Source organism: Candidatus Margulisiibacteriota bacterium, assembly GCA_041650635.1.
Lineage (GTDB): Bacteria > Margulisbacteria > WOR-1 > JAKLHX01 > JBAZKV01 > JBAZKV01.
On sequence record JBAZKV010000005.1, the window covers coordinates 1 to 25,843 of the forward strand.

The 25,843-nt window shown below is 50.0% G+C and carries 28 protein-coding genes and 1 tRNA gene; 11 read left to right on the plus strand and 18 right to left on the minus strand.

Going from position 1 to position 25,843, the window contains the following annotated elements:
* The 8 genes from WC490_02030 to WC490_02065 form a co-directional block, all read right to left on the minus strand.
* Positions 1-624, minus strand: a 624-nt coding sequence (locus WC490_02030) for a hypothetical protein (protein MFA5097390.1), incomplete at its 3' end; no start/stop codon positions are given.
* A gap of 44 nt (positions 625-668) precedes the next feature.
* A complete protein-coding gene (locus tag WC490_02035) occupies positions 669-1,820 on the minus strand; it encodes a septal ring lytic transglycosylase RlpA family protein (protein ID MFA5097391.1) in 1,152 nt (383 codons plus the stop codon).
* Positions 1,817-2,293, minus strand: coding sequence for a 2-C-methyl-D-erythritol 2,4-cyclodiphosphate synthase (ispF, locus tag WC490_02040; protein ID MFA5097392.1), 477 nt, complete (start codon positions 2,291-2,293; stop codon positions 1,817-1,819). The genes WC490_02035 and ispF overlap by 4 nt, the downstream gene beginning before the upstream one ends.
* The gene (tyrS, locus tag WC490_02045; protein ID MFA5097393.1) at positions 2,284-3,483 is read right to left on the minus strand and encodes a tyrosine--tRNA ligase; all 1,200 of its coding nucleotides are present in this window, start codon (positions 3,481-3,483) and stop codon (positions 2,284-2,286) included. Before tyrS ends, ispF begins: the two co-directional genes overlap by 10 nt.
* On the minus strand, positions 3,483-4,607 hold the full coding sequence (gene aroB, locus WC490_02050) for a 3-dehydroquinate synthase (GenBank protein ID MFA5097394.1): 1,125 nt from the start codon (positions 4,605-4,607) through the stop codon (positions 3,483-3,485). Before aroB ends, tyrS begins: the two co-directional genes overlap by 1 nt.
* Before the next feature lie 57 nt (positions 4,608-4,664).
* Positions 4,665-6,200: an S-layer homology domain-containing protein gene (locus tag WC490_02055; protein ID MFA5097395.1), complete on the minus strand. Its 1,536-nt coding sequence runs from the start codon at positions 6,198-6,200 to the stop codon at positions 4,665-4,667.
* Between the two features lie 33 nt (positions 6,201-6,233).
* Complete coding sequence (locus WC490_02060) at positions 6,234-6,758, minus strand: shikimate kinase (protein ID MFA5097396.1); 525 nt, start codon at positions 6,756-6,758, stop codon at positions 6,234-6,236.
* 81 nt (positions 6,759-6,839) lie between these two features.
* Positions 6,840-6,913: transfer RNA gene (locus WC490_02065), tRNA-Arg, on the minus strand.
* Between the two features lie 316 nt (positions 6,914-7,229).
* On the opposite strand from WC490_02065, the gene WC490_02070 reads away from it, so the two are divergent.
* Positions 7,230-7,499 (plus strand): hypothetical protein, encoded by a 270-nt coding sequence (locus WC490_02070; GenBank protein MFA5097397.1) that lies wholly within the window; start codon positions 7,230-7,232, stop codon positions 7,497-7,499.
* Between the two features lie 12 nt (positions 7,500-7,511).
* Positions 7,512-7,805: a metalloregulator ArsR/SmtB family transcription factor gene (locus WC490_02075; GenBank protein MFA5097398.1), complete on the plus strand. Its 294-nt coding sequence runs from the start codon at positions 7,512-7,514 to the stop codon at positions 7,803-7,805.
* Here the strand turns inward: WC490_02075 and panB are convergent.
* Genes panB through WC490_02100 form a run of 5 tightly spaced genes read right to left on the minus strand, consistent with a single transcriptional unit; the run spans position 7,797 to position 12,512 of the window.
* Positions 7,797-8,558: a 3-methyl-2-oxobutanoate hydroxymethyltransferase gene (panB, locus tag WC490_02080; protein ID MFA5097399.1), complete on the minus strand. Its 762-nt coding sequence runs from the start codon at positions 8,556-8,558 to the stop codon at positions 7,797-7,799. The two genes, WC490_02075 and panB, sit on opposite strands and share 9 nt — an antisense overlap.
* Position 8,559: 1 nt before the next feature.
* Positions 8,560-9,360: a diadenylate cyclase CdaA gene (gene cdaA / locus WC490_02085; GenBank protein MFA5097400.1), complete on the minus strand. Its 801-nt coding sequence runs from the start codon at positions 9,358-9,360 to the stop codon at positions 8,560-8,562.
* The gene (gene lysA, locus WC490_02090; protein ID MFA5097401.1) at positions 9,357-10,646 is read right to left on the minus strand and encodes a diaminopimelate decarboxylase; all 1,290 of its coding nucleotides are present in this window, start codon (positions 10,644-10,646) and stop codon (positions 9,357-9,359) included. The genes cdaA and lysA overlap by 4 nt, the downstream gene beginning before the upstream one ends.
* Positions 10,646-12,208, minus strand: coding sequence for a citramalate synthase (gene cimA / locus WC490_02095; GenBank protein ID MFA5097402.1), 1,563 nt, complete (start codon positions 12,206-12,208; stop codon positions 10,646-10,648). Before cimA ends, lysA begins: the two co-directional genes overlap by 1 nt.
* Before the next feature lie 31 nt (positions 12,209-12,239).
* Positions 12,240-12,512 carry a hypothetical protein gene (locus WC490_02100; protein MFA5097403.1) on the minus strand — a complete coding sequence of 91 codons (273 nt, stop codon included), beginning with the start codon at positions 12,510-12,512 and terminating at the stop codon, positions 12,240-12,242.
* 99 nt (positions 12,513-12,611) lie between these two features.
* Between WC490_02100 and WC490_02105 the strand changes: the two genes are divergently transcribed.
* Genes WC490_02105 through WC490_02135 form a run of 7 tightly spaced genes read left to right on the plus strand, consistent with a single transcriptional unit; the run spans position 12,612 to position 19,634 of the window.
* On the plus strand, positions 12,612-13,217 hold the full coding sequence (locus WC490_02105) for a uracil-DNA glycosylase (GenBank protein MFA5097404.1): 606 nt from the start codon (positions 12,612-12,614) through the stop codon (positions 13,215-13,217).
* A 48-nt stretch (positions 13,218-13,265) separates the two neighbouring features.
* A complete protein-coding gene (locus tag WC490_02110; GenBank protein ID MFA5097405.1) occupies positions 13,266-14,051 on the plus strand; it encodes a carbon-nitrogen family hydrolase in 786 nt (261 codons plus the stop codon).
* Position 14,052: 1 nt separating this feature from the next.
* Positions 14,053-15,093, plus strand: coding sequence for a DUF362 domain-containing protein (locus WC490_02115; GenBank protein MFA5097406.1), 1,041 nt, complete (start codon positions 14,053-14,055; stop codon positions 15,091-15,093).
* The gene (locus WC490_02120) at positions 15,078-15,722 is read left to right on the plus strand and encodes a 3'-5' exonuclease (GenBank protein ID MFA5097407.1); all 645 of its coding nucleotides are present in this window, start codon (positions 15,078-15,080) and stop codon (positions 15,720-15,722) included. The genes WC490_02115 and WC490_02120 overlap by 16 nt, the downstream gene beginning before the upstream one ends.
* Positions 15,723-15,737: 15 nt before the next feature.
* The gene (gene pta / locus WC490_02125) at positions 15,738-16,739 is read left to right on the plus strand and encodes a phosphate acetyltransferase (GenBank protein ID MFA5097408.1); all 1,002 of its coding nucleotides are present in this window, start codon (positions 15,738-15,740) and stop codon (positions 16,737-16,739) included.
* Positions 16,740-16,743: 4 nt separating this feature from the next.
* Positions 16,744-18,069, plus strand: coding sequence for a TldD/PmbA family protein (locus WC490_02130; protein MFA5097409.1), 1,326 nt, complete (start codon positions 16,744-16,746; stop codon positions 18,067-18,069).
* A 59-nt stretch (positions 18,070-18,128) separates the two neighbouring features.
* Positions 18,129-19,634 (plus strand): 2-isopropylmalate synthase, encoded by a 1,506-nt coding sequence (locus tag WC490_02135; protein ID MFA5097410.1) that lies wholly within the window; start codon positions 18,129-18,131, stop codon positions 19,632-19,634.
* Position 19,635: 1 nt separating this feature from the next.
* Here WC490_02135 and WC490_02140 read toward each other — a convergent pair whose 3' ends face one another.
* The gene (locus tag WC490_02140; GenBank protein MFA5097411.1) at positions 19,636-19,866 is read right to left on the minus strand and encodes an Lrp/AsnC ligand binding domain-containing protein; all 231 of its coding nucleotides are present in this window, start codon (positions 19,864-19,866) and stop codon (positions 19,636-19,638) included.
* Between the two features lie 76 nt (positions 19,867-19,942).
* Here WC490_02140 and WC490_02145 point away from each other — a divergent pair, with 76 nt between their 5' ends.
* Both WC490_02145 and WC490_02150 read left to right on the plus strand, forming a co-directional pair.
* On the plus strand, positions 19,943-20,542 hold the full coding sequence (locus WC490_02145; GenBank protein MFA5097412.1) for a DUF502 domain-containing protein: 600 nt from the start codon (positions 19,943-19,945) through the stop codon (positions 20,540-20,542).
* Between the two features lie 2 nt (positions 20,543-20,544).
* The gene (locus tag WC490_02150; protein ID MFA5097413.1) at positions 20,545-21,717 is read left to right on the plus strand and encodes a cation:proton antiporter; all 1,173 of its coding nucleotides are present in this window, start codon (positions 20,545-20,547) and stop codon (positions 21,715-21,717) included.
* Here WC490_02150 and amrS read toward each other — a convergent pair.
* Genes amrS through WC490_02170 form a run of 4 tightly spaced genes read right to left on the minus strand, consistent with a single transcriptional unit; the run spans position 21,683 to position 25,834 of the window.
* Complete coding sequence (gene amrS, locus WC490_02155) at positions 21,683-22,729, minus strand: AmmeMemoRadiSam system radical SAM enzyme (protein MFA5097414.1); 1,047 nt, start codon at positions 22,727-22,729, stop codon at positions 21,683-21,685. The genes WC490_02150 and amrS overlap by 35 nt on opposite strands.
* On the minus strand, positions 22,707-23,381 hold the full coding sequence (locus WC490_02160; protein ID MFA5097415.1) for a hypothetical protein: 675 nt from the start codon (positions 23,379-23,381) through the stop codon (positions 22,707-22,709). The genes amrS and WC490_02160 overlap by 23 nt, the downstream gene beginning before the upstream one ends.
* Complete coding sequence (gene gcvPB / locus WC490_02165) at positions 23,369-24,736, minus strand: aminomethyl-transferring glycine dehydrogenase subunit GcvPB (GenBank protein MFA5097416.1); 1,368 nt, start codon at positions 24,734-24,736, stop codon at positions 23,369-23,371. Before gcvPB ends, WC490_02160 begins: the two co-directional genes overlap by 13 nt.
* Complete coding sequence (locus WC490_02170) at positions 24,737-25,834, minus strand: ABC transporter ATP-binding protein (protein ID MFA5097417.1); 1,098 nt, start codon at positions 25,832-25,834, stop codon at positions 24,737-24,739.
* Between the last annotated feature and the right edge of the window lie 9 nt (positions 25,835-25,843).

The window sequence follows — 25,843 nt, forward strand, 5'->3', positions numbered from 1 at the left end:
AAGGTTCTCCCCCGGCCTTAACCCATAGTGGTCCAGCATAGAGGCCAGTGTTTTTTTTGCTTCGGTTCTTGCGGCCGGATCTTTTCTTATCCTGAGCACACGCTCATATCCCGAATAAGAAAGTTTCAGGAGCATTTGAGTAAGGCAGGAATAAATGCCTTCTTTGTTGCTGATAAGATATTTGTCCTTTAAGGAGTTAAGGATCGGAGAAGATATCTTAGGGCTGCACCTTGATATGGCGACAAGGCATTGTTTTATAACTTCGGCATCCTCATTTTTCCATTCATATCTCTTGGTCGCGATCTCTACGGCCAGGCCCCGTATCCTCTCGGCTTTGCCTGCTTGGGAGGTGTATTCCATTATATAAGTAAGCACTGCCATTGCAGCCCTTCTTGTGGCCGGAGTATTGACATAATTGATGCCGGCAAAAGTGCGTTTATTGACCAGAACGAACAAATAATCGACCACATCTTTTTTGTCAAGCGCTGCAAGTTTTCTGGCGGCTTCCGTACGGACCTCTATAGAATAAGAGCCCGAACAGAGCTTGTTCAATAATTCCTGCCTGTTTTGCTGTGAACCGCTCCGCGAAGGCTGTCCGGCTCCGACGCCTCTTACTTCAGACATAGATGTTCTCCTTTCAACTGTTTTGCTTGATGCTATTATACAGGTTAATTCTTGTTCTTAACAGGTTTTTCCAGCACCTCTATTTTAACCGGGGCCACTCCCTTGCCAAGCATCTGGATAGCCTCCGCTGCGGAGCGCGAAAGATCTATTATGCGCCCTTTTATGTAAGGCCCCCTGTCGGTTATTCTGACGGCAACACTTTTATAGTTGTCCAGTCTTGTGACAAGGACCTTAGTGCCAAAGGGAAGGGTCCTGTGGGCCGCAGTAAAGTCATGCATATTGTACCGTTCCCCGCTCGAGGTCCTCCTGCCGTGGAAAAACCCTCCGTACCAGGAGGCTTTTCCTGTCTGGCTGAGGCCGGAGAACAACCGGTCAAGAGGGCTGCTGCGCATTCCGAGCGCCTGTCTTATGTTGTTGGCGTATTCTGCGGCCAGGTCCCAGAGTTTTTTGCCGTGATACTGCGCATCGTACCTGTCTACCAGTGAAATGGACGTGCCCCCGATCCGGATCCCGTAATCCCCGTCAGGAAGTATCTCTGTTACTACACGGTCGCCTTCGCTGCCTTCCATTATCGACTCTTCTATCATCTGCGCGATAGCCCTTGCCCTGTCATAGGCGGATATTTCGGGATCTGTGTCTGTCGTCTTCATCACCACTTTGCCGTTAATGAGTATCTCGGATTCCCTGCCCCACTTAAGTTTTCTCACCTCGACACTGATGCCTCTCATTTTTTCTATTTTAACTATCTCATCCACGATATACTGAGGTATCAGGGGCGACTTAAAAGCGGACCTTATCCTGTTGGACCAGTCATAGGCAAGTATAAGAGGCGAAATTGAGGTTCCTGTAAGGTCGCCCGGCTCAACGGAGAACACGGGATCGTCCCCTACCATTCCGACAGCAACATCGTCCATCATTGCCGGGGATATCTTTCCTACGGGAGCCCCGCGCATAATAAGCCGATCGAGCCGCTTTGATATTTCTTCGGCCCTTTCATATGGCGGAGTGCCCGCCTCCGAAGAGGAGTAAAGCCTTATCGTGGTCCTTCCGTCTATTATCAGCTCACCTCCGCCTCCCCCGGCCGAAAAAAACCTGGCCGCTTCTATCTTGTGCTTGGGTTCTTCGGAATGGGGACGCGGGGCTGCGGCAAAAAGGAGCAAAAACACCAGCAGAGCCATTCTTAACGAGGGGTTCATTTTACCGTGTCCACAAGGCAGACGGCAAAGGCCTCTATTGCCCTGCCTTTGCCTGTATCGCCGAGACCTTCTGCTGTTTTGGCCTTGACGCAGACCTTTGAAGCCGCAATTTTAAGACAGGAGGCTATCTTCTTTTCCATCCTGCCTGTGAAAGAGGAAAGCCTCGGTTTTTCGGCTATTATCACCGTGTCGATATTGTTTATCCTTATGCGCCCCTTCTTGAGAATTTTGCCGGCTGTCTTAAGCAGAACAAGACTGGAGATATCCTTGAACCTGGGGTCTCCGACGGGAAAATGCTTTCCTATATCGCCTTTTGATACCGCTCCAAGAAGTGCGTCAATGACGGCATGCAAAAGGACATCGGCGTCGGAATATCCCTTGAGGCCGCGGTCAAAAGGGACTTTTATTCCTCCGAGAATAAGGTCTCTTCCCTTGACCAGCCTGTGAACATCATAACCAAGTCCTACTCGCATATCACCTTCACATGCCTGCGCCTGCCTATGCTTAGGACAAAGCCCCCTTTTTTTGAGAATGCCTGGTCCTGCGAATCAACTTTAACCCCGTCAAGCTTGACACCGCCTCCCTTTATCATCCTTTTTGCCTCGCCCACCGAAGGAAGAAGCCCCGCGTCAACGAGCACTTTTGTGATTAGAAGCGGCCCTTCCGCAAGCACAGCCCTGTGGACGGGAATGTCTAAGGGAAGCTCCCTGTTCTTAAATACTTCTTCAAATTCCTTTTCGGCCTCCTGCGCGGCTTTTTTGCCGTGGAACTGCTCGACCAGGAGCTTTGCGAGGTCCCCTTTGGCTTTTTTAGGATGTATCCGCCCGCTTTTTAAACCGTTGTCGAGCTCCTTTACACTTTCATGCGGAAGATCTGTGAGAAGTTCGAAATACTTTATCATCAGTTCGTCCGGTATCGACATGGTCTTGCCGTAGATCTCTTTAGGAGGCTCGCTGATTCCGATATAGTTGCCCAGGCTCTTGCTCATCTTCATTTTGCCGTCGGTACCTTCGAGAAGCGGCAGGGTGATGATAGCCTGCTGCTTTTTTCCGTAAGCTTTTTGAAGTTCCCTGCCCACAAGCAGGTTAAAGATCTGGTCATGTCCCCCCAGTTCAACATCCGCATCTATCCTCACCGAATCATAACCCTGCATCAAAGGATACAGGAATTCGATTATGCTTATCTCTTTATTGGACTTGAACCTCTCCTTGAAGTCCGCCCGCTCAAGCATTCTTGCCACAGTATACTGTGAAAGAAGTTTCATTATTTGGGGAAGGTCCAGTTTTGAAAGCCAGGCGCTGTTAAGGACAACCTCCGTCTTCTTTGGGTCAAGGACCTTGAACACCTGCGATTTATATGTTTCGGCGTTCTTCATCACTTCTTCCCTTGAAAGAGGCTTCCTGGTTTCTGATTTGCCGGAAGGATCTCCTATCATGCCGGTAAAATCGCCTATTATAAAGACCACCCTGTGCCCGAATTCCTGAAAGAGCCTGAGCCTGCGCAGAACTACGGTATGTCCCAGATGGAGGTCGCTGGCCGAAGGATCGGCGCCCCATTTTATCTTAAGAGGACGGCCCTCTTTGAGTTTTTCCAGAAGGTCTTCTCTGCCGATAAAATCGCTCGAATTGCGGCCAAATGCTTCTATCTGAGCCTTAAGGTCCATTATTTTGCTCCGGTGTCTTTAAGCGCTTCTCTTATGGTCCTGACAGGGACATCATTGCGGATCACGGCGGAGCCGATAAAGCGAGGCAGCACAAAGTTGAGCTTACCGTTCCTGACCTTTTTGTCCAGTATCAGCCTTGAGATGATATCATCTGCTTTAAGCTTTTTGGGTATCCTGGCAGAAAGATTCACAGCCTCTATAAGGGAGATGATACGGTCAAGGTCGGAACTTCTTAGCATCCTCAGCTTTAAGGCTGCTCTGGATGCCGCAGCCATGCCAACGGCAACAGCCTCGCCGTGCGAAATCCCGCTGTAGCCCATGAGCGACTCAAGGGCGTGCCCGACAGTGTGACCAAAGTTGAGCAGCATCCTCGGACCTTTTTGTTCCTTTTCGTCCTGTTCCACTATCCTGGCCTTTATTGATGCGGAGCGCTCGATGATCCTGACCCAGAGGTGCATAAGGCCTTTGAAGTCCTTGGGCCTGTCAAGCCTCGGGTTTTTTAGCCCTTTCACGTGTTTTTCGAGCAGAGCGAACAGTTGAGGGTCCTTTATTACCCCGTATTTGATGATCTCCGAAAGGCCGTTCCTCATCTCTTTTTCAGGCAGTGTAAGGATGTGCGAGACATCGCAGAACACCAGGGACGGCTGGTAAAAGGAGCCCACGAGGTTCTTGCCTTCGTCAAGGTTAACTCCCGTCTTGCCGCCGATGCCAGAATCCACCATTGCAAGAAGTGTGGTCGGGACATGCACCAGCCTTATTCCCCTCATATAGGTGGCGGCCACAAAACCGGTAAGGTCCCCTATCACGCCTCCTCCAAAACTCAGGATGGAGGAGTCCTTGGACGCCTTTAAGGAAGCCAGGGCGTGATAGAGCTTTTCCGCGTTCTTGAGAGATTTCTGCTTTTCTCCCGGGGGGACAAGCAAAAGCTCGACTTTAAACCCGGAGCTGCGCAGGCAGTGTCTCAGGACCTGGCCGTAGAGCCTGCCGACATTATAATCTGAAATTGCTATTATCTTGGTGGAAGCCCCCGCGTTCCTCAGTGCCCTGCCAAGAGCGTTCATTTCCCCGTCGCAGATCAGGACATCATAAGAAGCGCCCTTAAGCCTCACCCTTGTTTTGTTCATGAAAAGATTATAACACAGGGGGTATATACTATTGAACGCTGAAGGTTTTCAAAACCCCTAATTCTTTAATTTGTATAACATCCAGGCCAGCTGAGCCCTGGTCAGAGGTCTTTCTGTTGGCAGAGACGCCGAGGTGACATAATCAAGCAAACCAGCGTCCTTGGCCGCTTTGATCTGCGCCGCCGCAAAGTGGTTCGGGGAGATGTTTGAATAGGCAGCAAGGTCTTTGCCCGACGGAGATAAACCTCCAAGTTTGACACAGACCAGTATCGCGTCCAACAGGGATACTTTTCCGCTGGGTTTAAAAGTGCCGTCCGGATAACCCTTGAGCAGATCAAGCCCTGCCGCTTTGCCTATTGCCGTTCTGGCCCAATAGGTTTTAGGGACATCCGTAAATGACATTTCTAAAGCGTCCTTGGGTACCGCGCCGTATTTTACTTTAAGAACAACTGTGGCTAGATCCGCCCTGATAACATCCTTATCCGGCCTGAACAGACCGTCTGGATAAAGAGAAAGATATTTTCTGCTAACAACATACTGGACCGCGTTGCTGGCCCAGTGAGGATCCGGCACATCCGGTATGGTGATCTTTTTTGCAACTGCCAAAGCAGCTGGTTTCTTTTCCCGAAGGGCCGATTTTGCGGCTTCCTGCCTCTTACCGATGTCAGTTACGGCAAATGATATAAAATGCCTGGAATTGTAGGACAGTATCGTGTCATAATAATACGCGTAATCGAACTTTATGCTGCCGTAATTGACACCCACCCCCGCGCTGTAATTAATATACCTGGAATAATCGCTTGCGGCCAGTTGTTCGGCCCCCGCCCTCAGAGAAAAGTTCTTATTGATATTCCACTCTATTCCCGCCTTGGCATCGGAAGGATATTCCGATTTTGAGTTGACATCGAACAGGCAAAGAATGTCCTCTCTGGGCTGGAGCGCGAGCCCAAGCTTGAGCTCAATGGGAAGCTGTTCCACATACCCGTTCCCCCATTTTATAGCCCCGAGGGTTCCCATCATAATGTTGCGCAGCGAAAGGCCTAAACGGAACCTTTTATCTACCTGATAAGTGAGGCCAGCATCAGCGTTCATGCCTGTGCCCTCCCCTCCCTGTATCTGGCTGCTTCCCTTTCTGAAGGATTTTAATGTTATGCCGTAGTCTAATCTGTCCTTATATTTGTTGCCGTAACTGAAAAGGTAAAGGTCGTTCCCGTAGTTAAAGGTGGTGAACGGAACGATCCTGCCCGTGGCGTCCACAGTGCTTACAACTATCTCTCCCGCCTTGCTTCCTGCATATCCTATCCCGAATACACCGTATTGGGTCGGGAATTCGGCGCCAAGCTGGGTGTATGACACATCCCCGCTCAATTCTCCATACATGCTGACCACTTGTATAGAGTTTAGTCCGGCAATGCCGGCAGGATTTGCAAAAAGCGAATATCCGTCCGCGGTCACAGCGTTGTATGCCCTGCCCATACCTATTGACCTTGCGCCGGCGCCTATATCAATGGCTTCTGCGGAAAAGACCGCCTGGGCAAATCCAAGGAACAGCAGAGCAAAAACAGCAGCATATATTCTTGTTAGGTTCCGCATTGTAGACCGATTATTAAGATACCACCTTAGCATTTATATGTAAAGAGATAATTTATTTGAGATAACAGCAGCAGCCCTTAAAGGGGTAAGGCCTGCGGTGTCAATAGTGAAGTTCTTTGCTTTTTTGTAATAATCCTCCCTTTTTTTTAGAAGCCTTTTGATCTGGGCCAGCCTCTCTTTCTGGTTTTTTATGTCCAGGATAGGCCTGTTCTTGAGCCTGCCAAGTCTGGAATTAATGACAGCCGGAGAAGCTTTAAGCAAGACCACCGTACCCAGTTTTTTGAGGGCCTTTCTGTTGCCTGCGCTTATAACTATGCCGCCTCCGCAGGAGATCACGGCATTTTGACTTTTCTTTAGCGCACTAAGGACTTTTGTTTCGATCTTCCTGAAGCGCTTTTCTCCATATTTTTTAAAGATCTCCGGTATCTTCATTCCTGCGGCTTTTTCTGCGAGGTCATCGGTCGAAACATACTTAAACTTCAGCTTTTTTGCAAGCGCTTTCCCTACCGCGGTCTTTCCGGTGGCCATAAAGCCTATCAGGATGATATTTTTTTTCATTCTTTCTCTTGTTCTCGTCCTTGTCCTAACTCGCCGCACAGGACAAGAACAAGGACAAGGAGAACTCGCAGAGCGAGTTCTTGCCCTCGGCGAGATTTGAACTCACAATCTCCGGTTTAGGAAACCGTTGCTCTATCCAATTGAGCTACGAGGGCACTTCGACTCATTTCGTTCGCTCTGTGCATCGAGATCAATGCACCGTTTAATTAAACTGCACTTTGCCCCGAGCCTGTCGAGGGGCTACGAGGGCCCCTCGACTCGCTATGCCTCGACTTCGCTCGGCACAAGCCGCTCGCTCGGGGCAAGCCTGCAGTAATTTCATTTTACATTTATGTACGGGTCTATGCAAGGTAGGCCCCTCTCCCTCTGGGAGAGGGGTGGCCGAAGGCCGGGGTGAGGGTTCTTGAACTCCCGCCTCTATGCAAGTTGAGGGGGGGTTGGCGCGATAAGAATACTGAGGAGAAAAAACTAATGGTATACGAAGACACACGGGTCCCCAAGGAAAAGTTCCTGCTGGACTATTTTTCATCTCTTAGGTCCTCGCCTACGCAAAAACCTGAAAAGGCCTTTGATGAGGTGCTCAAATCCGTCCAGATCAAGATAGAAAAAAAGCAGCTGGAACCTCTTATTGCCGATCCTTCAAAACCCGTTGACAAGATACTTGACAACCTCAGTCCGCAGGACGCCCTTTCCGCGCTAAAAGAATCCGTAAAGATCCTTACCGATATCCTGGGTTCGTAAAAGGAGGCCGGTTTGAACCTTCTTAGCCAAAAGTACGGTGCTTATCTTGAGGTCCTGGGCAATCCCGAAAGGCTTAGGATACTTGAACTGCTGCTTGGAAAGGAATTGTGCGTCCAGGAGATAAACAGCCACCTTTTTGCAAGCCAGGCGACCGTATCCTATCACTTGGCGCTGCTTAAGAGGGCCGGCTTTGTATCCTGCGTCAAGGCAGGAAAATTCATTTATTATACCGCGGACCTGAACAACATCAAGAAATACCTGAAAGACTTTGTAAGGGATTTTACCTGCGCACCCAGTTCAAGATGAGTTCTTAACATCGCTGACAAAATTGTTCACACAGGCTTTGAGCCTGGTGCCCAGATCATCATATTTTTTTGCGAACCCCGGGACCTTTCCAAAAGTCAGCCCAGTAATGTCATTTGTCACCAAAACCTGCCCGTCGCAGCCCTTACCTGATCCGATCCCTATAGTCGGTATGTTAAGGTTTTTTGAGATAGCAGAGGCCGTGTTCTCCTCCACCAATTCCAGGACAACAGCAAAAACTCCCGCCTGCTGCAGGAGCAGCGCTTCTTCGCCAAGTTTTTTTGCGCTTTCTGCGTCGCGGCCCGTTAGAGCGGGACGGCTGCAGCTCTGCGGAAGGTATCCCAAATGCCCCATAACATTGATGCCTAAAGCAGCCAGCTCTTTTATGGCTTCAAGCTCAAAAACCCCTTCGATCTTTACAGCATCCGCGCCCGCTTCGTTTATCAACCTTATCGAATCTTTTTTTATCCGTTGATTTCCAGAAGAAACCGAACCAAAAGGCAGGTCCGCTGTTATGAAAGACTTTTGGGCTCCGCGCCTGACCGCGGCCGTGTGCCTTATCATGTCCTCTATCGTCACCTGCCTTGTGTCAGGATAGCCAAGCACGACATTGCCCAGAGAATCACCCGTCAGGATGATGTCCAGGCCGGCTTCTTCCAGCACATGGGCCGTAAAAGCGTCGTAGGCGGTAAGGCAGGTGATCTTTTCACCGGCGCTTTTCTTTTGAAGAAGACCGGAAGCAGGAAAGCGGGGCATTTTATTCCTTCTTTTTCCAGAAAGCGAATTTGGACCTGTGGGAATCGGTTTTGTAAAGGTCAAAGAGCCTTTCTTCCAGCAGTTCCTTGCTGAGGAACCTCTGTAGATAGCCGTTCTCCGCTACGGAGATAGTCCCCGTCCTTTCGGAGACAACGATGACAAGAGAATCGGACTGTTCGCTCATTCCCACCGCAGCCCGATGACGGGTACCCAGACGCCTGTCTATGAGCCTGCTTTCCGAAAGCGGAAGAAGACAGCCCGCCGCCGCGATCCTGTCGCCCTGGATAATGATGGCGCCGTCGTGCAGCGGTGTCTGCGGAGTAAGAATGGTTATCAGCAGTTCTTCGCTGACCGGGGCATCTATTTTTATTCCGGACTCCAAAAATTCGTTAAGTCCTGTGTTCCTTTCAAGGACAATGAGCGCCCCTATCTTTTCCTGCGCGCATTTTTCTACGGCATCGATAAGCTGGCGCACCACGGCGCTGCCCTTGGTGCCTAGCGAGATACCGAACTTGGAAAGGAACCGTCCTCTGCCTATTCTCTCGAGCGCCCTGCGCAGTTCCGGCTGGAACACTATTATTATTACGATCAGAATGATGGTGACAAATCTTTCCATAAGCCAGTTGAGCGTGCGCAGCCCCAGCTGCTGGGCAAGGAAATAGACCGCAAAGATTATCAGAAGCCCGCGAAGAAGCTGCATCCCGGCCGTTCCTTTTAGCCAAACAAAGATCTGGTACAGAATGACCGACACGATGATGATATCGATGAGGTCTATCAGCGAGATCCCGAATGGTATTGTCACAGGTCGTTCCTCACAAGATCCTCGTTTGACTCTCTCCTTACGATAAGCCTGGGACGTCCGTCTTTAACTCCGATAACCGCCGGGCGTATCAGCCTGTTATAGTTGCTGGCCATGGAATAATTGTAGGCCCCCGTGCAAAGAACAGCAATGATGTCGCCTCTTTCTATCCTGGGCAGTTTAATGTCTTTTATCAGAATATCACCGGACTCGCAGGCCTTTCCCGCAATGGTGTATTTTTCCTGCGGCTTCTGCCCGGCTTTGTTTGCGACAAGCGCTTCATATTTTGCTTGATACAGTATCGGTCTGGGATTATCAGCCATGCCTCCGTCCACCAGAACATACTTCCTTATTCCCGGGATCTCTTTGACCGCTCCCGCTTCATAAAGCGTTACTCCCGCCTCGGCTATTATGGACCTTCCCGGCTCCAGGATCAGATGCGGTTCTTTTAGTTTATGTCTGCGGCAGTTGTCTTTTATCCTGGCCGCCATGCACTCAACAAAATCCTCGATGGACGGGTCCTCGTCCTGGGAAGTGTACCTTATCCCGATACCGCCTCCAAGGTCAAGGCCGGCGCAGTCAAGTCCCAGTGACTTTTTGATCTGAGACGCCAGTTCTGCAAGGACATCTATCTCGGCGCAGAAGGATTGTTTTTCAAAGATCTGGGAACCGATGTGGGAATGAAGCCCTGCAAACTCAAGGCCTTTGAGGCTTTTTAGCAAAGTTACGGCTTTGAGGGCTTCTTCCTTTGGTATGCCGAACTTTGAATCCGTCATTCCCGTCCTTATAAAATCATGCGTATGGGCCTCCACTCCGGGATTTATCCTCAGCATCACTCTAACTTCTTTTCCCTGTCTTGCGGCCTCCTGGCTTATCATCCCGATCTCGTCAGTATTGTCCGCGATAAAAGTCCCGACCCCGGACTTTATGCCAAAGGCTATTTCGGAAACAGATTTGTTGTTGCCGTGAAAGAACAGTTTTTCCATGTCGCAGGAGGCCTTAAGAGCGGTGTAGAGCTCTCCCGATGTGGAAACATCGATCCCAAGGCCCTGCTCGTGGACCAGCTTCAGTATCCCTGACACGCAAAAGGCTTTACTGGCAAAAATGGCCAGTGAATCAGGATAATGCTTTTTTAAAGCGTCGGTGTAGAGGCGGCACTTTTTTGCCACGGTCAATTCGTCGATCACATAAAGAGGCGTCCCGAACTCAGCGGCAAGCTCTGCCGCATCGCAGCCTCCGATCTCAAGCGTTCCGTTGTCCTTTATTTTTGCCGACAAGGGGAGGTTCATTAAATGCCCTCTTTCATGAGGCGATATTCGATACTGTCTATCAGTGCCAGCCAGCTGGCCTCGATCACATTTGAGGATACCCCGACCGTGCCCCAGGAGCTTTTATCGTCGGAAGACTCTATCAGGACCCTGACCTTTGCCGCAGTGCCGTCGGAGCTGTCAAGGACCCTGACCTTGTAATCGGTAAGTTTCATTCTTTTGACGGCAGGGAACCTGTCCATCAAAGTGCCGCGCACTGCCTCATCAAGGGCATTGACGGGGCCGTTGCCCTGCCCTTTTGCCCTTATCTTTTTCCTTCCTATCTTTATCTCGACCCTTGCCTCAACGCACATTTTTCTGTTCTTTTCTTTGACCGAGCGAACATCGAATTTATGCCATTCAAAAGGAAGTTTGAAAAGACCAAGCTCTTTTTTTAAGAGCACCTCAAAAGAGGCTTCCCCTTCTTCGAACTGATAGCCTCCGTGCTCCATCTGCTTAAGTTTTGCAAGCAGGTCCTTGACATGGGGAGAATCCTTTTTAAGGTCTACTCCAAAATCCCTGGCCTTGAACATCAGGTTGCTGACACCTGACAATTCCGAGATGGTGGCCCTGCGGCCGTTGCCCACCAGCTCCGGCTTTATATGCTCATAGGTCTCTGGATGCTTGAGCACCGCGCTTACATGAATGCCGCCTTTGTGGGCAAAAGCTGACCTGCCCACAAAAGGCTGGTGAGGCGGCAAAGGCAGGTTAGCTATCTCGCTTATATGTCTTGCCACTTCTGTAAGTCTTGCAAGGTTGGCGTCCGATATGCAGTCGTCCTTTATCTTCAGTTTTATTATCGGGATGATGGAGCACAGATTGGCATTGCCGCATCTTTCCCCGTAACCGTTCATGGTGCCCTGCACATAGGCGCAGCCGCAGTGAACGGCCATTCCAGAGACCGAAACCGCGCATTCCGAATCATTATGAGCATGGATGCCAAGCGGCTTTGTCACATGTTTTTTCACCTCATTGATGATCCTTTGAGCCTCAAAGGCCAGAGTTCCTCCGTTGGTATCGCAAAGACAAAGGACATCGGCCCCTGCCTTTTCAGCCTCAAGCAGCGTCTTAAGGGCATATTCGGGATCGGCCTTATAACCGTCAAAAAAATGTTCGGCGTCATAGAACACCTCTTTGCCTTTGCCCTTGAGGTAGGCCACCGTATCGTATATCATAGAAAGGTTTTCTTCCAGCGTGGTCTTTAGAGCGTCCACCACATGAAAATCCCAGCTTTTGCCGAAGATGGAAACGGCCTTAGTTCCGGCGTTTATAAGAGTCTCGATGTTCTTGTCCGCCTCAACTGAAACGCCCGGCCGCCTTGTGCTGCTAAAAGCAACTATAGTGGAATTCTTTAGAGGGACTTCTTTTATCCTTTCGAAATAGGCGATGTCTTTTGGATTTGAACCGGGCCAGCCCCCCTCAATAAAGTGTATGCCCAGAGAATCCAGAAGCTTTGTTATCTTTATTTTATCCTCGACCGAAAAAGAGATCCCCTCGGTCTGGGCGCCGTCGCGCAAAGTGGTGTCGAACAATTTGACAGCCATTATAGGGAAATTATAGCACGGTGAAAGCGCCTCAGCGCTCGATCTCTACAATCAGGCCCTTTTTCCAGCATTCTATTCCGAGCACCTCAACGAACCGCGGGGTATGAAGCCTGACAGTCCTTGTTCTTCTGCTCTTTATGGAGGCCTTTGCTCCCTGCATTCTTTTTAAAGAACGCTGCACCAATAGCTTGACCACAGGGTGAGCGGCCGCGACCTTAAGCAGCATTCTCTCGTAAGAGATAGTGCCCACCAGTCTGCCTCTTTTTCGCGAGCGCGCTTCAAGAGCATATATGCGTAGTCTCATGATCAAAAGACAGAGTCTTAAGAGACCCTGCCCCCCTCTATTTATACATCGTCAAATTCAGGTAGAAATTTCTGCCTATTAGTGCTATATTTTTTACAAATGGACCTTGCCGCCTACCAAAAGATAAGAGAAGAATGTCTTTCCTGCAAAAAGTGCGCGCTTTCTAAAAAACGCAAAAAAGTGGTATTTTCCTCAGGCCCGGTTCCGTGCGACCTTATGCTGATAGGCGAAGGTCCGGGAGCCGATGAGGACGAGCAGGGAATCCCTTTTGTCGGAAGAGCCGGCCAGCTGCTGACAAAGATCTTTGAGTCCGTGGGCATTAACAGGAACAATGAAGTCTATATCACAAATATCGTAAAATGCAGGCCTCCCGAGAACAGGGCTCCCTTAAGAGAAGAAACAGACGCCTGCTATCCCTATCTTGAGGCTCAGATAAAATATGTGAACCCCAAGATACTGATCCTGACGGGCTCTCCGGCCTGCAAGGTCGTGCTTAAGAACGATGCTCCCATGTCAAGGATAAGAGGCAACTGGACAAAACTGGAAGGAACTGATATTTCTGTGATGCCGATATTTCACCCGTCATACCTGCTTAGGAACCCGTCAAAAGAAAAAGGCTCTCCCAAATGGCTGACCTGGCAGGATATGATAGAGGTAAAGAACGCGCTGGACTGCGTCAGAAAGGTAAAGTCCCTTGCACAATGAACATCAATATGAAGGAGCCGACGCTTCAGCGTCGGGACAAAATTGAAAATGAAAAAACGGGTGATCTCTCTCCTTCAAATGGACATAAAGACTGCTGATCCGTCTCACAACCTGGACCGGGCCGCGAAACTGTTCGAGAAAGCCGCCCAGAGAAGGTCCGAGTTCATTTGCCTTCCCGAAATGTGGTCCACCGGTTTTGCCTATGACGACCTCCCTGCCATATCAAAAACCTGGCATAAAGAAACTATTGGTTTTCTCACCGGCTGGGCAAAGAGAAGTGGCGCGTGGGTATTTGGGGGCTCCATCCCCGAAAACGACGGGGGAAAGGTTTACAATACATCTTTTGTATTTGACCCGTCAGGAAAACAGATCGGAGCTTACCGCAAGATACACATCTTTTCCCCCACGGGAGAGCATGAACACTTTGACCACGGCAGGAAAATGCCTGTTTTTGAGGCGGGAGGAGCAATAACGGCCTCCGAAATATGCTATGACATCAGATTCCCGGAACTTTCAAGAAAATACTGGGAAAAAGGGGCAAAACTGGTCTTTGTCCCGGCGCAGTTCCCGTCCAAAAGAGTTGACCACTGGCTTACCCTGCTAAAAGCGCGGGCCATAGAGAACCATTGTTTTATGGCGGGCTGCAACAGGATCGGAAGAGACAGGATATACGAATACCCTGGAGAATCGGTTATCTATGACCCTTTCGGCAAGATCATAGAAAAAGCCTCCCACAGGGAAGAAGTGCTAACCGCGCAGATTGACCTGTCGACAGTGGACGAGGCCAATAAAAGGATACCGATAGAAAAAGACAGAAGGCCGGAAGTTTATTGAGATGCCATCCAAAGTCCATTTTATTGCCGCAGACAAGATAAACAGCAGCAGCCTGCAGCGGCTATTTGAGGCGGCTGGCTTTGACGAACTGGTAAAGCCGGACGAGCTTGTGGCGGTAAAGGTCCATTTTGGAGAGACTGGGAACAAGGCCTATGTAAAGCCCGGCAATATCTCCCCTATTGTCGAAAAGATAGCCTCGCTTAAAGGAAAACCTTTCTTGACCGATGCCAATACGCTTTACAAAGGCACCCGGGGGAATTCTGTGGACCACCTTGCCACCGCTAAGGCGCACGGCTTTGATTTTGCCCCGGTCATTATAGCGGACGGATTAACGGGAAAAAGTTTTATCGAGGTAGAGGTCGGCCTTAAACATTTTAAAAAAGTCAAGATCGCCTCAGAAGTTCTCCATGCTGGAACAATGGTGGTCCTGTCACATTTTAAAGGACACGAATTGACAGGGTTCGGCGGGGCCATTAAGAATGTGGGGATGGGGCTGGGTTCGCGCTCCGGAAAACAGCAGATGCACGCCGATGTTCATCCCGCAGTTGACAGCGAAAAATGCACCGGCTGCGAGCTCTGCACAAAATGGTGCCCTGTTAATGCTATCAAAATGGCCGACGGAAAGGCCATTATAGACGGCAGCAGGTGCATAGGCTGTGCCGAATGCATAGTTACCTGTAATTTCTCCGCTATCTCCATGGAATGGAACGGGTCATCCAGGTCGGTACAGGAAAAAATGGCGGAGTATTTTGCCGGAGCGGTCAAAGGCAAAAAATGCGCTTACATGAACTTCATCATCGATGTGTCGCCCAATTGCGACTGCTGGAACTTTAACGGAGCCCCCATCGTTGAAGATATCGGCGTTCTGGCTTCATTTGATCCTGTTGCAATAGACCAGGCAAGCATCGATCTTGTCAATAATAAAGCCGGGACCGACATTATCAAAAAGACCTGGCCGGAGATAGAGCACACCGTTCAACTTGATTATGCGCAGCAGATAGGCCTGGGAAGCAGGAAATATGAATTATGTCAGATCTCCTAAAGGACGGGGAGTTCCTAAAACTGGAAAAGGATTTTCCTTTTCTATCCCGCCTGCGCAGGCAGAAAGAGATCGATAAGATACCTTATGTGATAGTCGACATAGAAACGACCGGGCTTGAGCCAAAGACATCCGAGATAATAGAGATAGGAGCCATCAAGACAGAAGGCAAAACGGCCAAGGATGTATGGCAGACGCTCATAAGCTGTCCGCAGGACCTTCCTCCCAGCATAATTCAAATAACCGGGATCTACGATGAAATGCTCAAGGGAAAGCCGTCTGTTGAGCAGGCGCTCGAAGATTTTCTTGCTTTTTCCGGAGGCCATGTGCTGGTTGCCCACAACAGTGATTTCGATATTCCATTTCTGAGCCACCACATCGACAAACATTTGAAAAAGAAACTGGAGAACCGTATCGTCTGCACGCTTAAACTGGCAAGAAAACTCATCCCCGGACTCAAGAACTATAAACTTGGGACCATCGCCGCACATCTGGGGATCACGGCGCCATCCGCCCACAGGGCAATGGGGGACTGCGAGGTGACCTACGGGCTGTGGATGCATTTGATGGACTTGCTTGCCGCAAAGGACCTTCGAGCGCTCGACAAGGTTGAAGAGCTGATGAAGTTCTGATATATTGAGTTTGTCATGGAATTTCTGGAAAATGTCTGGACAAAAGCCAAAAAGCTGGAAAAAAGGATAATACTTCCGGAAACCGAAGACCTCAGGGTGCTAAAGGCCGCGGAACTCATCTCAAAAAGCAAACTTGCAAAGGTGATCCTTGTAGGAAATACAGTAGAAATACACAGAAATACGGCAGAAAATTCAATAGACATCTCGGCTTCTGAAATAGCGGAACCTGACAAACACCCAAAACTGGACAGGTACGCGGAGATCTATGCCAAGAACATGGAAAAGCGCAAACACCCTGTCTCGTTCGAGGAAGCAAAGGACCTTTTAAAGAAAGACTTCCCCTTCTTTGGCGCTATGATGCTTGCCGAAGGAGATGCCGACGGGATGGTGTCGGGAGCCAGCCATGAGACAGCGCACACGATAAAGGCGGCTGTTTATTCGGCAGGACTTAAGCCGGGCATTTCCATATTATCCAGCTTTTTTGCTATGGTGCTTAAAGACCGGTCGGTCGTTCCGGGCGGTGTTCTTTTCTACGCGGATTGCGGGGTTGTCCCCGAACCGGACGAAAAGCAGCTTGCCGACATTGCGATCTCTACGGCCTCCTCCTTCAGAAAGCTTGTGGGAAAAGAGCCCCGGATAGCAATGCTTTCCTTTTCGACAAAAGGCAGCGGAAGAGCAAAGTCGGTGGACAAAGTGGCAGCGGCCACAAAACTTGCCCAGGAAAAAGAGCCCAGCCTTCAAATAGACGGTGAATTGCAGGCGGATGCGGCGTTGATCGTCTCTGTGGGCAAGAAAAAGGCACCCGAGAGCAAGATCGCGGGCAGAGCCAATGTTCTGATCTTTCCGGACCTGGGAGCGGGCAACATAGCCTATAAGCTTACCGAGCGCCTGGCCGGGGCAATGGCGCTGGGCCCGCTGTTCCAAGGCTGCGCCAAAGCTATAAACGATCTCTCAAGAGGCTGCAGCGTTGATGACATAGTCAATGTGGCGGCTATAACTGCCGTACAGGCGGACTGATAATATGGACCTCCGCCGCCGGGCGCAAAAGGAGATCGCCTCTTCGGGACTTGAGTGCGAGCTCTACATCAGCCGCAGCAAAAGTCTGCGCATTAATATCCAGGACAGAAAAATTGAATCTATAGAGAGTGGCCATGTAACAGGTTGCGCAGCCCGTGTTATTAAGGATGAGAAAACCGGTTTTTCTTTTTCTAATTCCAGCGATCTTAAGACGCTCATTGAACAAGCAGCAGCAAGCAGCGCCTTCATGCCTCGGGACCCATTTTCCGGATTTATAAGTCCGGACGCACCGCTTAAAGAGATAACGCTGTTCGATGCCGCGATCGAGAACAAGACGCCGGAAGAAAAAATAAGAACGGCGTTAGCGGCTGAAGACGCTGCATACAGGGCAAGCCCCCTTATAACCAAGACTGGTTCCGCAGCTTATGTTGACTCTGAAACGGAGATAACCATTGTTAGCTCCAAGGGGATCAACTGCAGTTATAAAAGCAACTACTGCGGTGTTTATGTAGAAGCCATCTGCGAAAAGGACGGTCAGGCGGAAGAAGGGCTTGGTTTCAGCTTTGCCAAGAACTGGGCCGGTCTTGCCCCGGAGCATGCAGGTAAAGAAGCCGGACTTGAGGCAGTAAGCTTTTTGAAAGGAAAACTGATAGATTCGGCAAATCTTCCTGCGGTAATGTCCCCTCTTGTGGCCGCAGAATTCCTTGAGGCGGTTTCCGGCATGATCTCTGCCGAGTCAGTGCAAAAAGGAAAATCCGCGTTCGCAGGAAAACTCGGCAAAAAGATCGCATCTCCCTGCATAAGCATAACGGATGACGCCCTGCTCACGAACGGCCTTAATTCTGCGCCTTTTGACGGAGAAGGAAGTCCATCCAAAACCAACGCGGTAATAATTGAGGGTGTTCTGCATACTTATCTCTATGATCATTACACCGCGTCCAAGGACAGAGTCAAAACAACTTCAAGCGCTTCCCGCCCCTCGTTCAAATCACCGCCCTCAATAGGCACCACCAACTTCTATATCAGCCGGGGAAAAAGCTCTCAAAGCGAGCTGCTGTCAAAGGTTACCAGAGGCATTCTCATCACAAAAGTGATGGCAATGCACTCGGTCAATCCCATAAGCGGGGATTTTTCGGTGGGAGCTTCCGGGTTCATGATAGAGAACGGACAAAGGGCCTTTCCCGTAAGGGGAATCACAATGGCCGGGAACCTGCTTGAATTGCTGCATGCCATAGAAGAGGTGGGCTCGGACCTGACCTTTTCCCCTTTTGCCTCCAACTGCGGCTCGCCCAGCTTGCTGATCTCATCTCTTTCCATCGGCGGAAAGTAAGTGCGGCTATCAGGCTGCCTCTACAAATAAAACCGCGATTATGATAAAATAGCTTAACCATGACCAAAAAAATACTGGTATTCGATACCACCCTCCGCGACGGGGAGCAGGCTCCCGGCTGCAGCCTCAACACGGCCGAAAAGCTTGAGATAGCGCGCCAGCTCGAAAAACTCGGAGTTGACATCATTGAGGCGGGGTTTGCCATCGCGTCCCCCGGGGATTTTGATTCTGTGGCAAAGATAGCCCAGAATGTGCACGGCCCGGTGATCTGCTCTCTTGCCAGGACAAAGAAAGAGGATATCAAAGCGGCGTATGAGTCGGTAAAATTTGCACCCAGGCACAGGATACACACTTTTATCGGCACCTCCCCTATCCATATGGAAAAAAAGCTCCGCATGAGCCCTGACGAGGTCTTTAACCAGGCGGTCGAGATGGTAAGGTACGCAAAGAGCCTTGTGGATGATGTGGAGTTTTCCTGCGAGGACGCCGCCCGCTCAGAGCCGGCTTTCCTCTACCGGATAATTGAAGCCGCGATAGAAGCAGGGGCTTCCACGATCAACATACCCGACACCACAGGATATTCCATTCCCAGCGTGTTCGGCGAATTGATAGCCGGGATAATGAAGAATGTCCCGAACATATCGAAAGCCGTACTAAGCGTGCATTGCCACAACGATCTTGGTCTTGGCGTGGCAAATTCGCTTGCCGCTGTGCAGAACGGCGCATCTCAAGTGGAGTGCTCCATGAACGGGCTCGGAGAGCGCGCGGGCAATGCTTCGCTGGAAGAAATAGTGATGGCGATTAAAACTAGAAAAGATGTTTTTAGAGCGGAAACCTCTATCAACACAAGAGAGATCTACCGCACAAGCAGACTTGTGAGCAATCTTACGGGAATGATCGTCCAGGCCAACAAGGCCATTGTGGGCGCAAATGCGTTCTCGCACGAAGCGGGGATACATCAGGCAGGAGTAATAAGGGACCGAACCACTTATGAGATCATCGACCCTAAAGATGTCGGGATAACCGAAAGCAAACTCGTGCTCGGAAAGCATTCAGGCAGGAACGCCTTTGTAAAAAAGATCAGAGAATTGGGTTACGAAGACCTGAGCGAGAGCGCTCTAGAAAAAGCGTTCCAGGCCTTTAAAGCGCTGGCAGATAAGAAAAAGGAGATCTCGGACAAAGACATAGAGTCGCTCATAACCGACGAGATCTATGTGACACCGGAGACCTACAAGCTTGATCTGCTTAAGGTGACTTCCGGGACAAGGCAGAAACCGACAGCCGAAGTAACGCTAATATACAAAGGCAAGCCTATAAAAGGCAAAGGTCAGGGGTTTGGTCCGGTGGACGCTGTTTACAGAGTGATAGATAAACTCGTAAAGAAGCCGGTCAAGCTCGTGGATTATGTCATACAGGCTATTACCGGAGGAACGGACGCTCTTGGAGAGGTTTCTGTTAGGATACAAAAAGGCGGCAATATCTACTCGGGGCACGGATCCGACACCGATATCATCGTGGCTTCCGCAAAGGCCTATATCAACGCCCTCAACAAACTAACTTCCTGACCTAATCGGCGGTTATACAGGTAAGCGTTCTGGAAACACAGCCGGTTGCCTGTATTTTTTTGACTATCATGTCCCCAAGTGTCTTAAGGTCCTGCGCTTCGGCAAAGGCTATTACATCATAGGGGCCCGTAACCAGATGGACCTGAAGGACCCCAGGAAGCGCCTTGGCAGTATTGACAAGATCTATGGCTTTGCCGGGAGCCGCCTCGATAAGTATATAAGCCTGTGTCATGGTTTTCTCCTCCCTGATTTAGAAAATTATAACACACCTGTGATATAATTCATCTGGCAAACTTAAAGGAGAAAGAATGATGTGGTCGCTTGCAAGCAAATATTTTTTTAACGGCCTCTTTGTTCTTCTTCCTTTGTTCATCACTATCTGGCTGCTTGCCTTTCTGTTTTCCTTCATGGACGGGATACTAGGAGGCATCATATCGGTTTTTTTCGGACGGCCGCTTCCCGGCGTAGGATTTCTGGCCACTTTGTCCCTGATACTTTTAACCGGCTATTTTGCGGATTATATACTTGGAGAAAAAATACTGCGGCTGTTTGAAGCCTTTATCTGCAAAGTCCCCATAGTAAAAAGCATCTATTCTTCCGCCAAACAGGTAAATGAAGCCCTGTTCCAGTCAAAAGGCTCAAAGGGGCTTAATAAGGCCTGTCTGGTGGAATATCCCAGAAAAGGCATATATTCGGTCGGCTTCATCACCGCTCAGGGCCCCGAAGAAGCACAGTCAAAGACCGGGGGACAGAAACTCCTCTGCATATTTATCCCCAATACCCCGACCCCGGCTACGGGTTTTTTAATAATGGTCCCGGAATCAGAAGTTATCCCTCTTGACATGAAGACCGATGAAGCCTTCAAGCTGATCGTTTCCGCCGGGGTACTTAAACCAAAGGGGGCTTAGCAATGCACGCCGAGATCGCGGAACTCCTGTTATCTCTTTTTGTAATAATCATCACCGCCAAGCTTTTTGGGGAGCTTGCCCAGAGGTTGGGCCAGAGCCCTGTAGTCGGGGAACTTCTTGGCGGCATAATCATCGGGGCAAGCGTGCTGGGACTGGTAAGGGAAACAGAAATCCTCCACGACCTTGCACAACTGGGCGCGATCCTCCTTCTCTTTGAAGTGGGAGTATCATCCAATCTCTTTGATTTTCTAAAAGTCGGGATCTGGGCTTTCCTGGTGGCTGCTGCAGGCGTAGTTCTGCCCTTTGCTCTCGGTTATCTGGTCTGCCAGTTCCTGGGTCTTGACAGTATTCATTCCATCTTTGTCGGTGCCACCCTTACAGCCACTTCGGTAGGGATAACGGCAAGGGTTTTTTCCGACCTTAACAGATGCCATACCAAGGAAGCAAAAATAGTCCTCGGCGCGGCTGTTATCGACGATGTGATCGGCCTTGTCATTCTTGCGGCGGTGACAAAACTTGTCATTTCCGGAACTGTATCCCTTATCAATATTGAATATATTACAGCAGCTGCCGTTCTGTTCCTGGCCTCAAGTCTTGCCATAGGAGCGCTGCTTGCCCCGCACCTTATCAGGCTGCTTAAAACAATGCAGGTCAGAGGGATGCTGATAGCGGTCTCCTTTTCTTTCTGCATGCTGCTTTCGTTTTTTGCAGATAGGATAGGCCTGGCTCCCATCGTGGGGGCCTTTGCCGCAGGACTTATTTTGTCGGTAACAGAAAGCAAGACCCATCTGGAGGAACAATTAAAACCCGTTTCGGATATTTTTGTCCCCATCTTTTTTGTCCTCATGGGTTCCCTGGTGAATATAAGGCTGTTCAATCCGTTCGTTGCAGCCAATCAACCGGTCCTTGCCATAGCAGCAGCGCTTCTAATGGTTGCGGTTGCAGGTAAGATCCTTTCAGGTTATACGGTCTTTCAAAAGGGGATCAACAAACTGGTCATAGGCGCAGGAATGGTGCCTAGAGGGGAAGTGGGGCTGATCTTTGCCGGCATAGGGCTTACGAAAGGGATAATCAACGCTCAGCTGTTCTCTTCTCTCGTTATAGTGGTAATGGCCACCACATTCATAACTCCTTTCCTGCTCAAGGGCCTTTTAAAGAAGTCCCCTGCTCCCTGACCGTAACAGGCCTTCTGCAAAACTTGCAGCAGCCGCTAAGCAGCTCGTATCTGATAAGGCTGTGCGCCCCGCGCTCTATTATCATCTCGCCGCAGGAAGGACAATAAGTATTTGCCCCGGGGTGAAAGGGCACATTGCCAATGTAAACATACTGCAGGCCTTCCTGAAAACCGATCTCCTGGGCGGCTTTCAGAGCGTATTCCGGCGTTGAGGAAAGACTCGAAAGCTCTAAGCAAGGCATGAACCTTGTAATATGCCACGGTGTGTCTTTCCCGAGTTCTTTGGCTATCCATCTTGCCAGAGCATGCAGCTGTTGTGGGGCGTCATTCTTTCCAGGTATGATGTTGGTCACCGCTTCAACATGCATATCCCATTTTTTTTTCGCGCGCACAGCGCTTTCAAGGACCGGCTTGATCGACGGGACCCCGGCAACCTCTCTGTAGAATTCGTCATCGAACCCTTTGATATCCACTCTGTAGGCGTCAAGATAAGGAGCGATCAGGTCAAGAGGCTCGGAGTTAATGTATCCGTTGGTCACATAAGCGGTATAAAGGCCGTTCTCCTTTGCGAGTTTTGAAACATCAAGCGTATATTCGAACCAGACGGTCGGCTCGTTATAAGTAAAAGCTATCCCTTCGCAGTCGCTGTTGAGAGCGTTCTTTACAGCGTCCTGCGGAGAAAGATATGTGGTCGTCCGCACAGTTTCTTCATCGCCGATCCTGGCTCGTGATATCTGCCAGTTCTGGCAGTGAGAGCATCTCATGTTGCAGCCCAGGGTCCCGAGGGAATAGACAAGGCTTCCAGGATAAAAATGAAAAAGCGGCTTCTTTTCTATAGGGTCTACGGCCTCGCAGGACACCTGTCCGTAGACAAGGGTCATCAAAGAGCCGGAGGTGTTAAGCCTTGTGCCGCAGCGTCCGGCCTTTCCATCCGCGATCAGGCAATTGTGCGGACACAGGATACACTCAACCTGCAAGTTGTCAAGTTTATTATAAAATAGGGCTTCTTTCATGACCGCTTTCAAACGCCTTAATTATTGCAGATGCCATTTCATCATATTGAGGCATCCGTTTCAAGCGATGCTTCGACAGCTGGATCGTCCCCTGCTGAAGAACAGCCTTTCTTCCTCTCTTCTGAGCGCTGCCGACTGCTTTCTTCCCATTTATGGTGATCTCATATTCCCTCGTATTCGAGAAGCACAAGTCGTTTTGGCGGGGACCGGGAACAGGGAACCGGGAACCGGCCTGCGGTATCCGGTCTGCGGTAAACGGTCTGCGGTTCCCTATTTTTGCGTCTATGCCCAAACTATTTAGTGCTTTCACAATAATTTCAGAAATATAGCAGTACGCTCCCTTTATCCCTTTGGGAAGCAGCTCTGCCGGACAGACCGCACAGTATGTAAGTTCATCTGGCAGATGATAGACCAGGCCTCCGCCGGTCGGCCTTTTAACTATCTCCCATCCGTCCCGAACTTCTTTGTCAACATCAAGTATTCTGTCAATTTTTTGAAGGCAGCCGTACGAGATGCATCTGTTCGCCCAGGAATAGATCCTTAGTTTGGGGGCAGTGCAGTTCTTGAACATCTCAAGATCGATCTTCATGTTCTCGGCTCCTGTGCGGGGCTTATCAAGCAGGACTTTCCAGGGGATATCTATTTTTGACACAGGTCAAGGTCTTTGGCCGCTTTGACCTCGTTGAGGCGGCCAATGGAGGTTTTATGCGGAGCCGTTCTTACCAGCTCGGGGTCCTCTTTACATTCCTGAGCGATCTTTATCATCGCATCGATAAAGGAGTCAAGGGTTTTTCTGCTTTCCGTCTCGGTCGGCTCTATCATCATGGCCTCCTCGACAATTAGAGGAAAATAGATGGTCGGTGGATGGAACCCGAAGTCAAGCAGCCGTTTGGCGATATCAAGGGCCCTCACCCCGCATTTTTCTTTCTGCCATTTCGCAGATATTACGAACTCATGTTGGCAGGCCCTATCATAAGGAAGATAATAATGCTCTTTCAATCTTTCCTTCATGTAATTTGCGTTCAACACCGCGTTCTCGGAGACTTCCCTCAAACCTTTTGCCCCCAGGCTTCTGATGTAAGAATACGCTTTTATCATCACGCCGACATTGCCGTAAAAAGTTGAAACACTTCCTATAGAGCTTTTACCCGGAGGGCACATCCTGAACCTGTCCCCCTGCTTTTCTATCCTGCTGCCCGGCAGGAACGGTTCAAGTTTTTTTATTACGCCGATCGGGCCGGCGCCGGGACCGCCGCCGCCGTGCGGAGTGGAAAAGGTCTTGTGCAGATTGATATGGCACATGTCAAACCCGAGCTCGCTGGGAAGAACCTTGCCGAGCAGCGCATTGGCATTGGCCCCATCCATATAGAAAAGCGCGCCTTTTGAGTGAAGCAGCTCTGCTATACTGCAAATATTGCGGTCGAACAATCCCAGGGTATTGGGATTTGTCAGCATAAGCACGGCAACATTATCGTCAAGCAGCTTCTCAAGATCAGCCAGATCTATCCCGCCGTCCGCATCCGATTTGACAGAAAGCACTTCAAAGCCGGAAGTAGCGCAGCTGGCGGGATTGGTCCCGTGCGCCGAGTCCGGGATAATGACCTTTTTGCGCTGTATCTGGCCAAGCGACTCAAAATAGGCCTTGGCCACAAAAAGAGCGGTAAGTTCGCCGTGCGCCCCGGCAAGAGGACTAAGACAAAAAGCGTCAAAGCCAAAGATGGAGCAGAGATAGCTTTCAAGCTCGTGGAGCAGCCTCAACATTCCCTGGACAGAGTCCTCGCTCTCCAGCGGATGCAATTGGGTAAAGCCTTCCAGGGCAGCCATGTCCTCGTTGATCTTGGGATTGTACTTCATGGTGCATGAGCCGAGAGGATAAAAGCCGTTATCGACGCCAAAGTTCTTTCTGCTGAGAAGGGTAAAATGCCGCACCAGCTCCACCTCGCTCATCCTGTCGATACCGGGAGTTGCCTTTCTGCGGAACTTTTCCGGAAGACTGCTGTTGTTCATTTACAGGATCGCGTTATGCATTGAGGCATCAAAAAGATGGATCTTGTGCAGGTTTATATAGATACAATAGACGCTGCCGGGTGCGGCATCGCACATCGCATCGGCCCTGGTCACAAGAGGCGTCCTGCCCACATTGAGGTACAGATAGGTTTCGGACCCCATTAGTTCCCTGTAATCGACTTTGCCTTCGAGCTGGCATTGGTAATTTGAATCCCGCAGTTCATGATTAAGGATGTCCTCCGGCCTTATGCCGAGGACCACTTCTTTTCCTATGCTGGGCCTTATGTATGGGTCATAATCTTTCGGAAGCACCAGCTTAAAGTCCTGGGAATCAAAGAAAAGATGGTCTCCCGCCTTGTCGATCTTGCCGCTGACAAAGTTCATTGACGGGCTGCCGATAAAACCGGCCACGAATTTATTTTTTGGCTTGCCGTATACCTCAAGAGGAGCATCCACCTGCTGGAGCTGGCCGTTCAATATGACGGCGATCCTTTTGCCAAGGGTCATTGCCTCTACCTGATCGTGGGTCACATAGATGATGGTGGCCTGCAGCCTGTTGTAGATGTTCTGGAGTTCGGCTCTCATCTGGACCCTAAGCTTTGCGTCAAGGTTGCTCAAAGGCTCGTCCATAAGGAACACGGCCGGCTCTCTTACGATCGCCCTTCCGACAGCCACTCGCTGCCTCTGTCCTCCGGAGAGCTGTTTGGGAAGCCTCTGCAGCATATTCTCAAGGCCGAGGATATTGGCGGCCTCGTTCACCCTGCGGTCGATCTCTTTCTTGGCGACCTTTCTCAGTTTAAGCCCGAAAGCCATGTTGTCGTAAACGCTCATGTGAGGATAAAGCGCGTAGCTTTGAAAGATCATTGCTATATCCCTGTCCTTGGGCGCAACATCGTTTATAACCCTGTTGCCGATATAAAGTTTTCCTTCGGACACTTCTTCCAGCCCTGCGGCCATCCTTAAAGCCGTGGTCTTGCCGCAGCCCGAAGGTCCCACAAGGACAAGGAATTCCTTGTCCCTGACCTCGAGGGTCATGTTCTTTACAGCTTCCACATCGCCGAACCTTTTGGTCACATTTTCATAATAGACTCTTGCCAATTCTTTGCT

What these genes read in the sequence shown, in the direction of transcription:
- WC490_02035 (MFA5097391.1), bottom strand. Translation starts at nt 1,820, where the DNA reads ATGAACCCCTCGTTAAGAATGGCTCTGCTGGTGTTTTTGCTCCTTTTT.
- ispF (MFA5097392.1), bottom strand. Translation starts at nt 2,293, where the DNA reads ATGCGAGTAGGACTTGGTTATGATGTTCACAGGCTGGTCAAGGGAAGA.
- tyrS (MFA5097393.1), bottom strand. Translation starts at nt 3,483, where the DNA reads ATGGACCTTAAGGCTCAGATAGAAGCATTTGGCCGCAATTCGAGCGAT.
- aroB (MFA5097394.1), bottom strand. Translation starts at nt 4,607, where the DNA reads ATGAACAAAACAAGGGTGAGGCTTAAGGGCGCTTCTTATGATGTCCTG.
- WC490_02055 (MFA5097395.1), bottom strand. Translation starts at nt 6,200, where the DNA reads ATGCGGAACCTAACAAGAATATATGCTGCTGTTTTTGCTCTGCTGTTC.
- WC490_02060 (MFA5097396.1), bottom strand. Translation starts at nt 6,758, where the DNA reads ATGAAAAAAAATATCATCCTGATAGGCTTTATGGCCACCGGAAAGACC.
- WC490_02070 (MFA5097397.1), top strand. Translation starts at nt 7,230, where the DNA reads ATGGTATACGAAGACACACGGGTCCCCAAGGAAAAGTTCCTGCTGGAC.
- panB (MFA5097399.1), bottom strand. Translation starts at nt 8,558, where the DNA reads ATGCCCCGCTTTCCTGCTTCCGGTCTTCTTCAAAAGAAAAGCGCCGGT.
- lysA (MFA5097401.1), bottom strand. Translation starts at nt 10,646, where the DNA reads ATGAACCTCCCCTTGTCGGCAAAAATAAAGGACAACGGAACGCTTGAG.
- cimA (MFA5097402.1), bottom strand. Translation starts at nt 12,208, where the DNA reads ATGGCTGTCAAATTGTTCGACACCACTTTGCGCGACGGCGCCCAGACC.
- WC490_02100 (MFA5097403.1), bottom strand. Translation starts at nt 12,512, where the DNA reads ATGAGACTACGCATATATGCTCTTGAAGCGCGCTCGCGAAAAAGAGGC.
- WC490_02105 (MFA5097404.1), top strand. Translation starts at nt 12,612, where the DNA reads ATGGACCTTGCCGCCTACCAAAAGATAAGAGAAGAATGTCTTTCCTGC.
- WC490_02110 (MFA5097405.1), top strand. Translation starts at nt 13,266, where the DNA reads ATGAAAAAACGGGTGATCTCTCTCCTTCAAATGGACATAAAGACTGCT.
- WC490_02115 (MFA5097406.1), top strand. Translation starts at nt 14,053, where the DNA reads ATGCCATCCAAAGTCCATTTTATTGCCGCAGACAAGATAAACAGCAGC.
- WC490_02120 (MFA5097407.1), top strand. Translation starts at nt 15,078, where the DNA reads ATGTCAGATCTCCTAAAGGACGGGGAGTTCCTAAAACTGGAAAAGGAT.
- pta (MFA5097408.1), top strand. Translation starts at nt 15,738, where the DNA reads ATGGAATTTCTGGAAAATGTCTGGACAAAAGCCAAAAAGCTGGAAAAA.
- WC490_02130 (MFA5097409.1), top strand. Translation starts at nt 16,744, where the DNA reads ATGGACCTCCGCCGCCGGGCGCAAAAGGAGATCGCCTCTTCGGGACTT.
- WC490_02135 (MFA5097410.1), top strand. Translation starts at nt 18,129, where the DNA reads ATGACCAAAAAAATACTGGTATTCGATACCACCCTCCGCGACGGGGAG.
- WC490_02140 (MFA5097411.1), bottom strand. Translation starts at nt 19,866, where the DNA reads ATGACACAGGCTTATATACTTATCGAGGCGGCTCCCGGCAAAGCCATA.
- WC490_02145 (MFA5097412.1), top strand. Translation starts at nt 19,943, where the DNA reads ATGATGTGGTCGCTTGCAAGCAAATATTTTTTTAACGGCCTCTTTGTT.
- WC490_02150 (MFA5097413.1), top strand. Translation starts at nt 20,545, where the DNA reads ATGCACGCCGAGATCGCGGAACTCCTGTTATCTCTTTTTGTAATAATC.
- amrS (MFA5097414.1), bottom strand. Translation starts at nt 22,729, where the DNA reads ATGAAAGAAGCCCTATTTTATAATAAACTTGACAACTTGCAGGTTGAG.
- gcvPB (MFA5097416.1), bottom strand. Translation starts at nt 24,736, where the DNA reads ATGAACAACAGCAGTCTTCCGGAAAAGTTCCGCAGAAAGGCAACTCCC.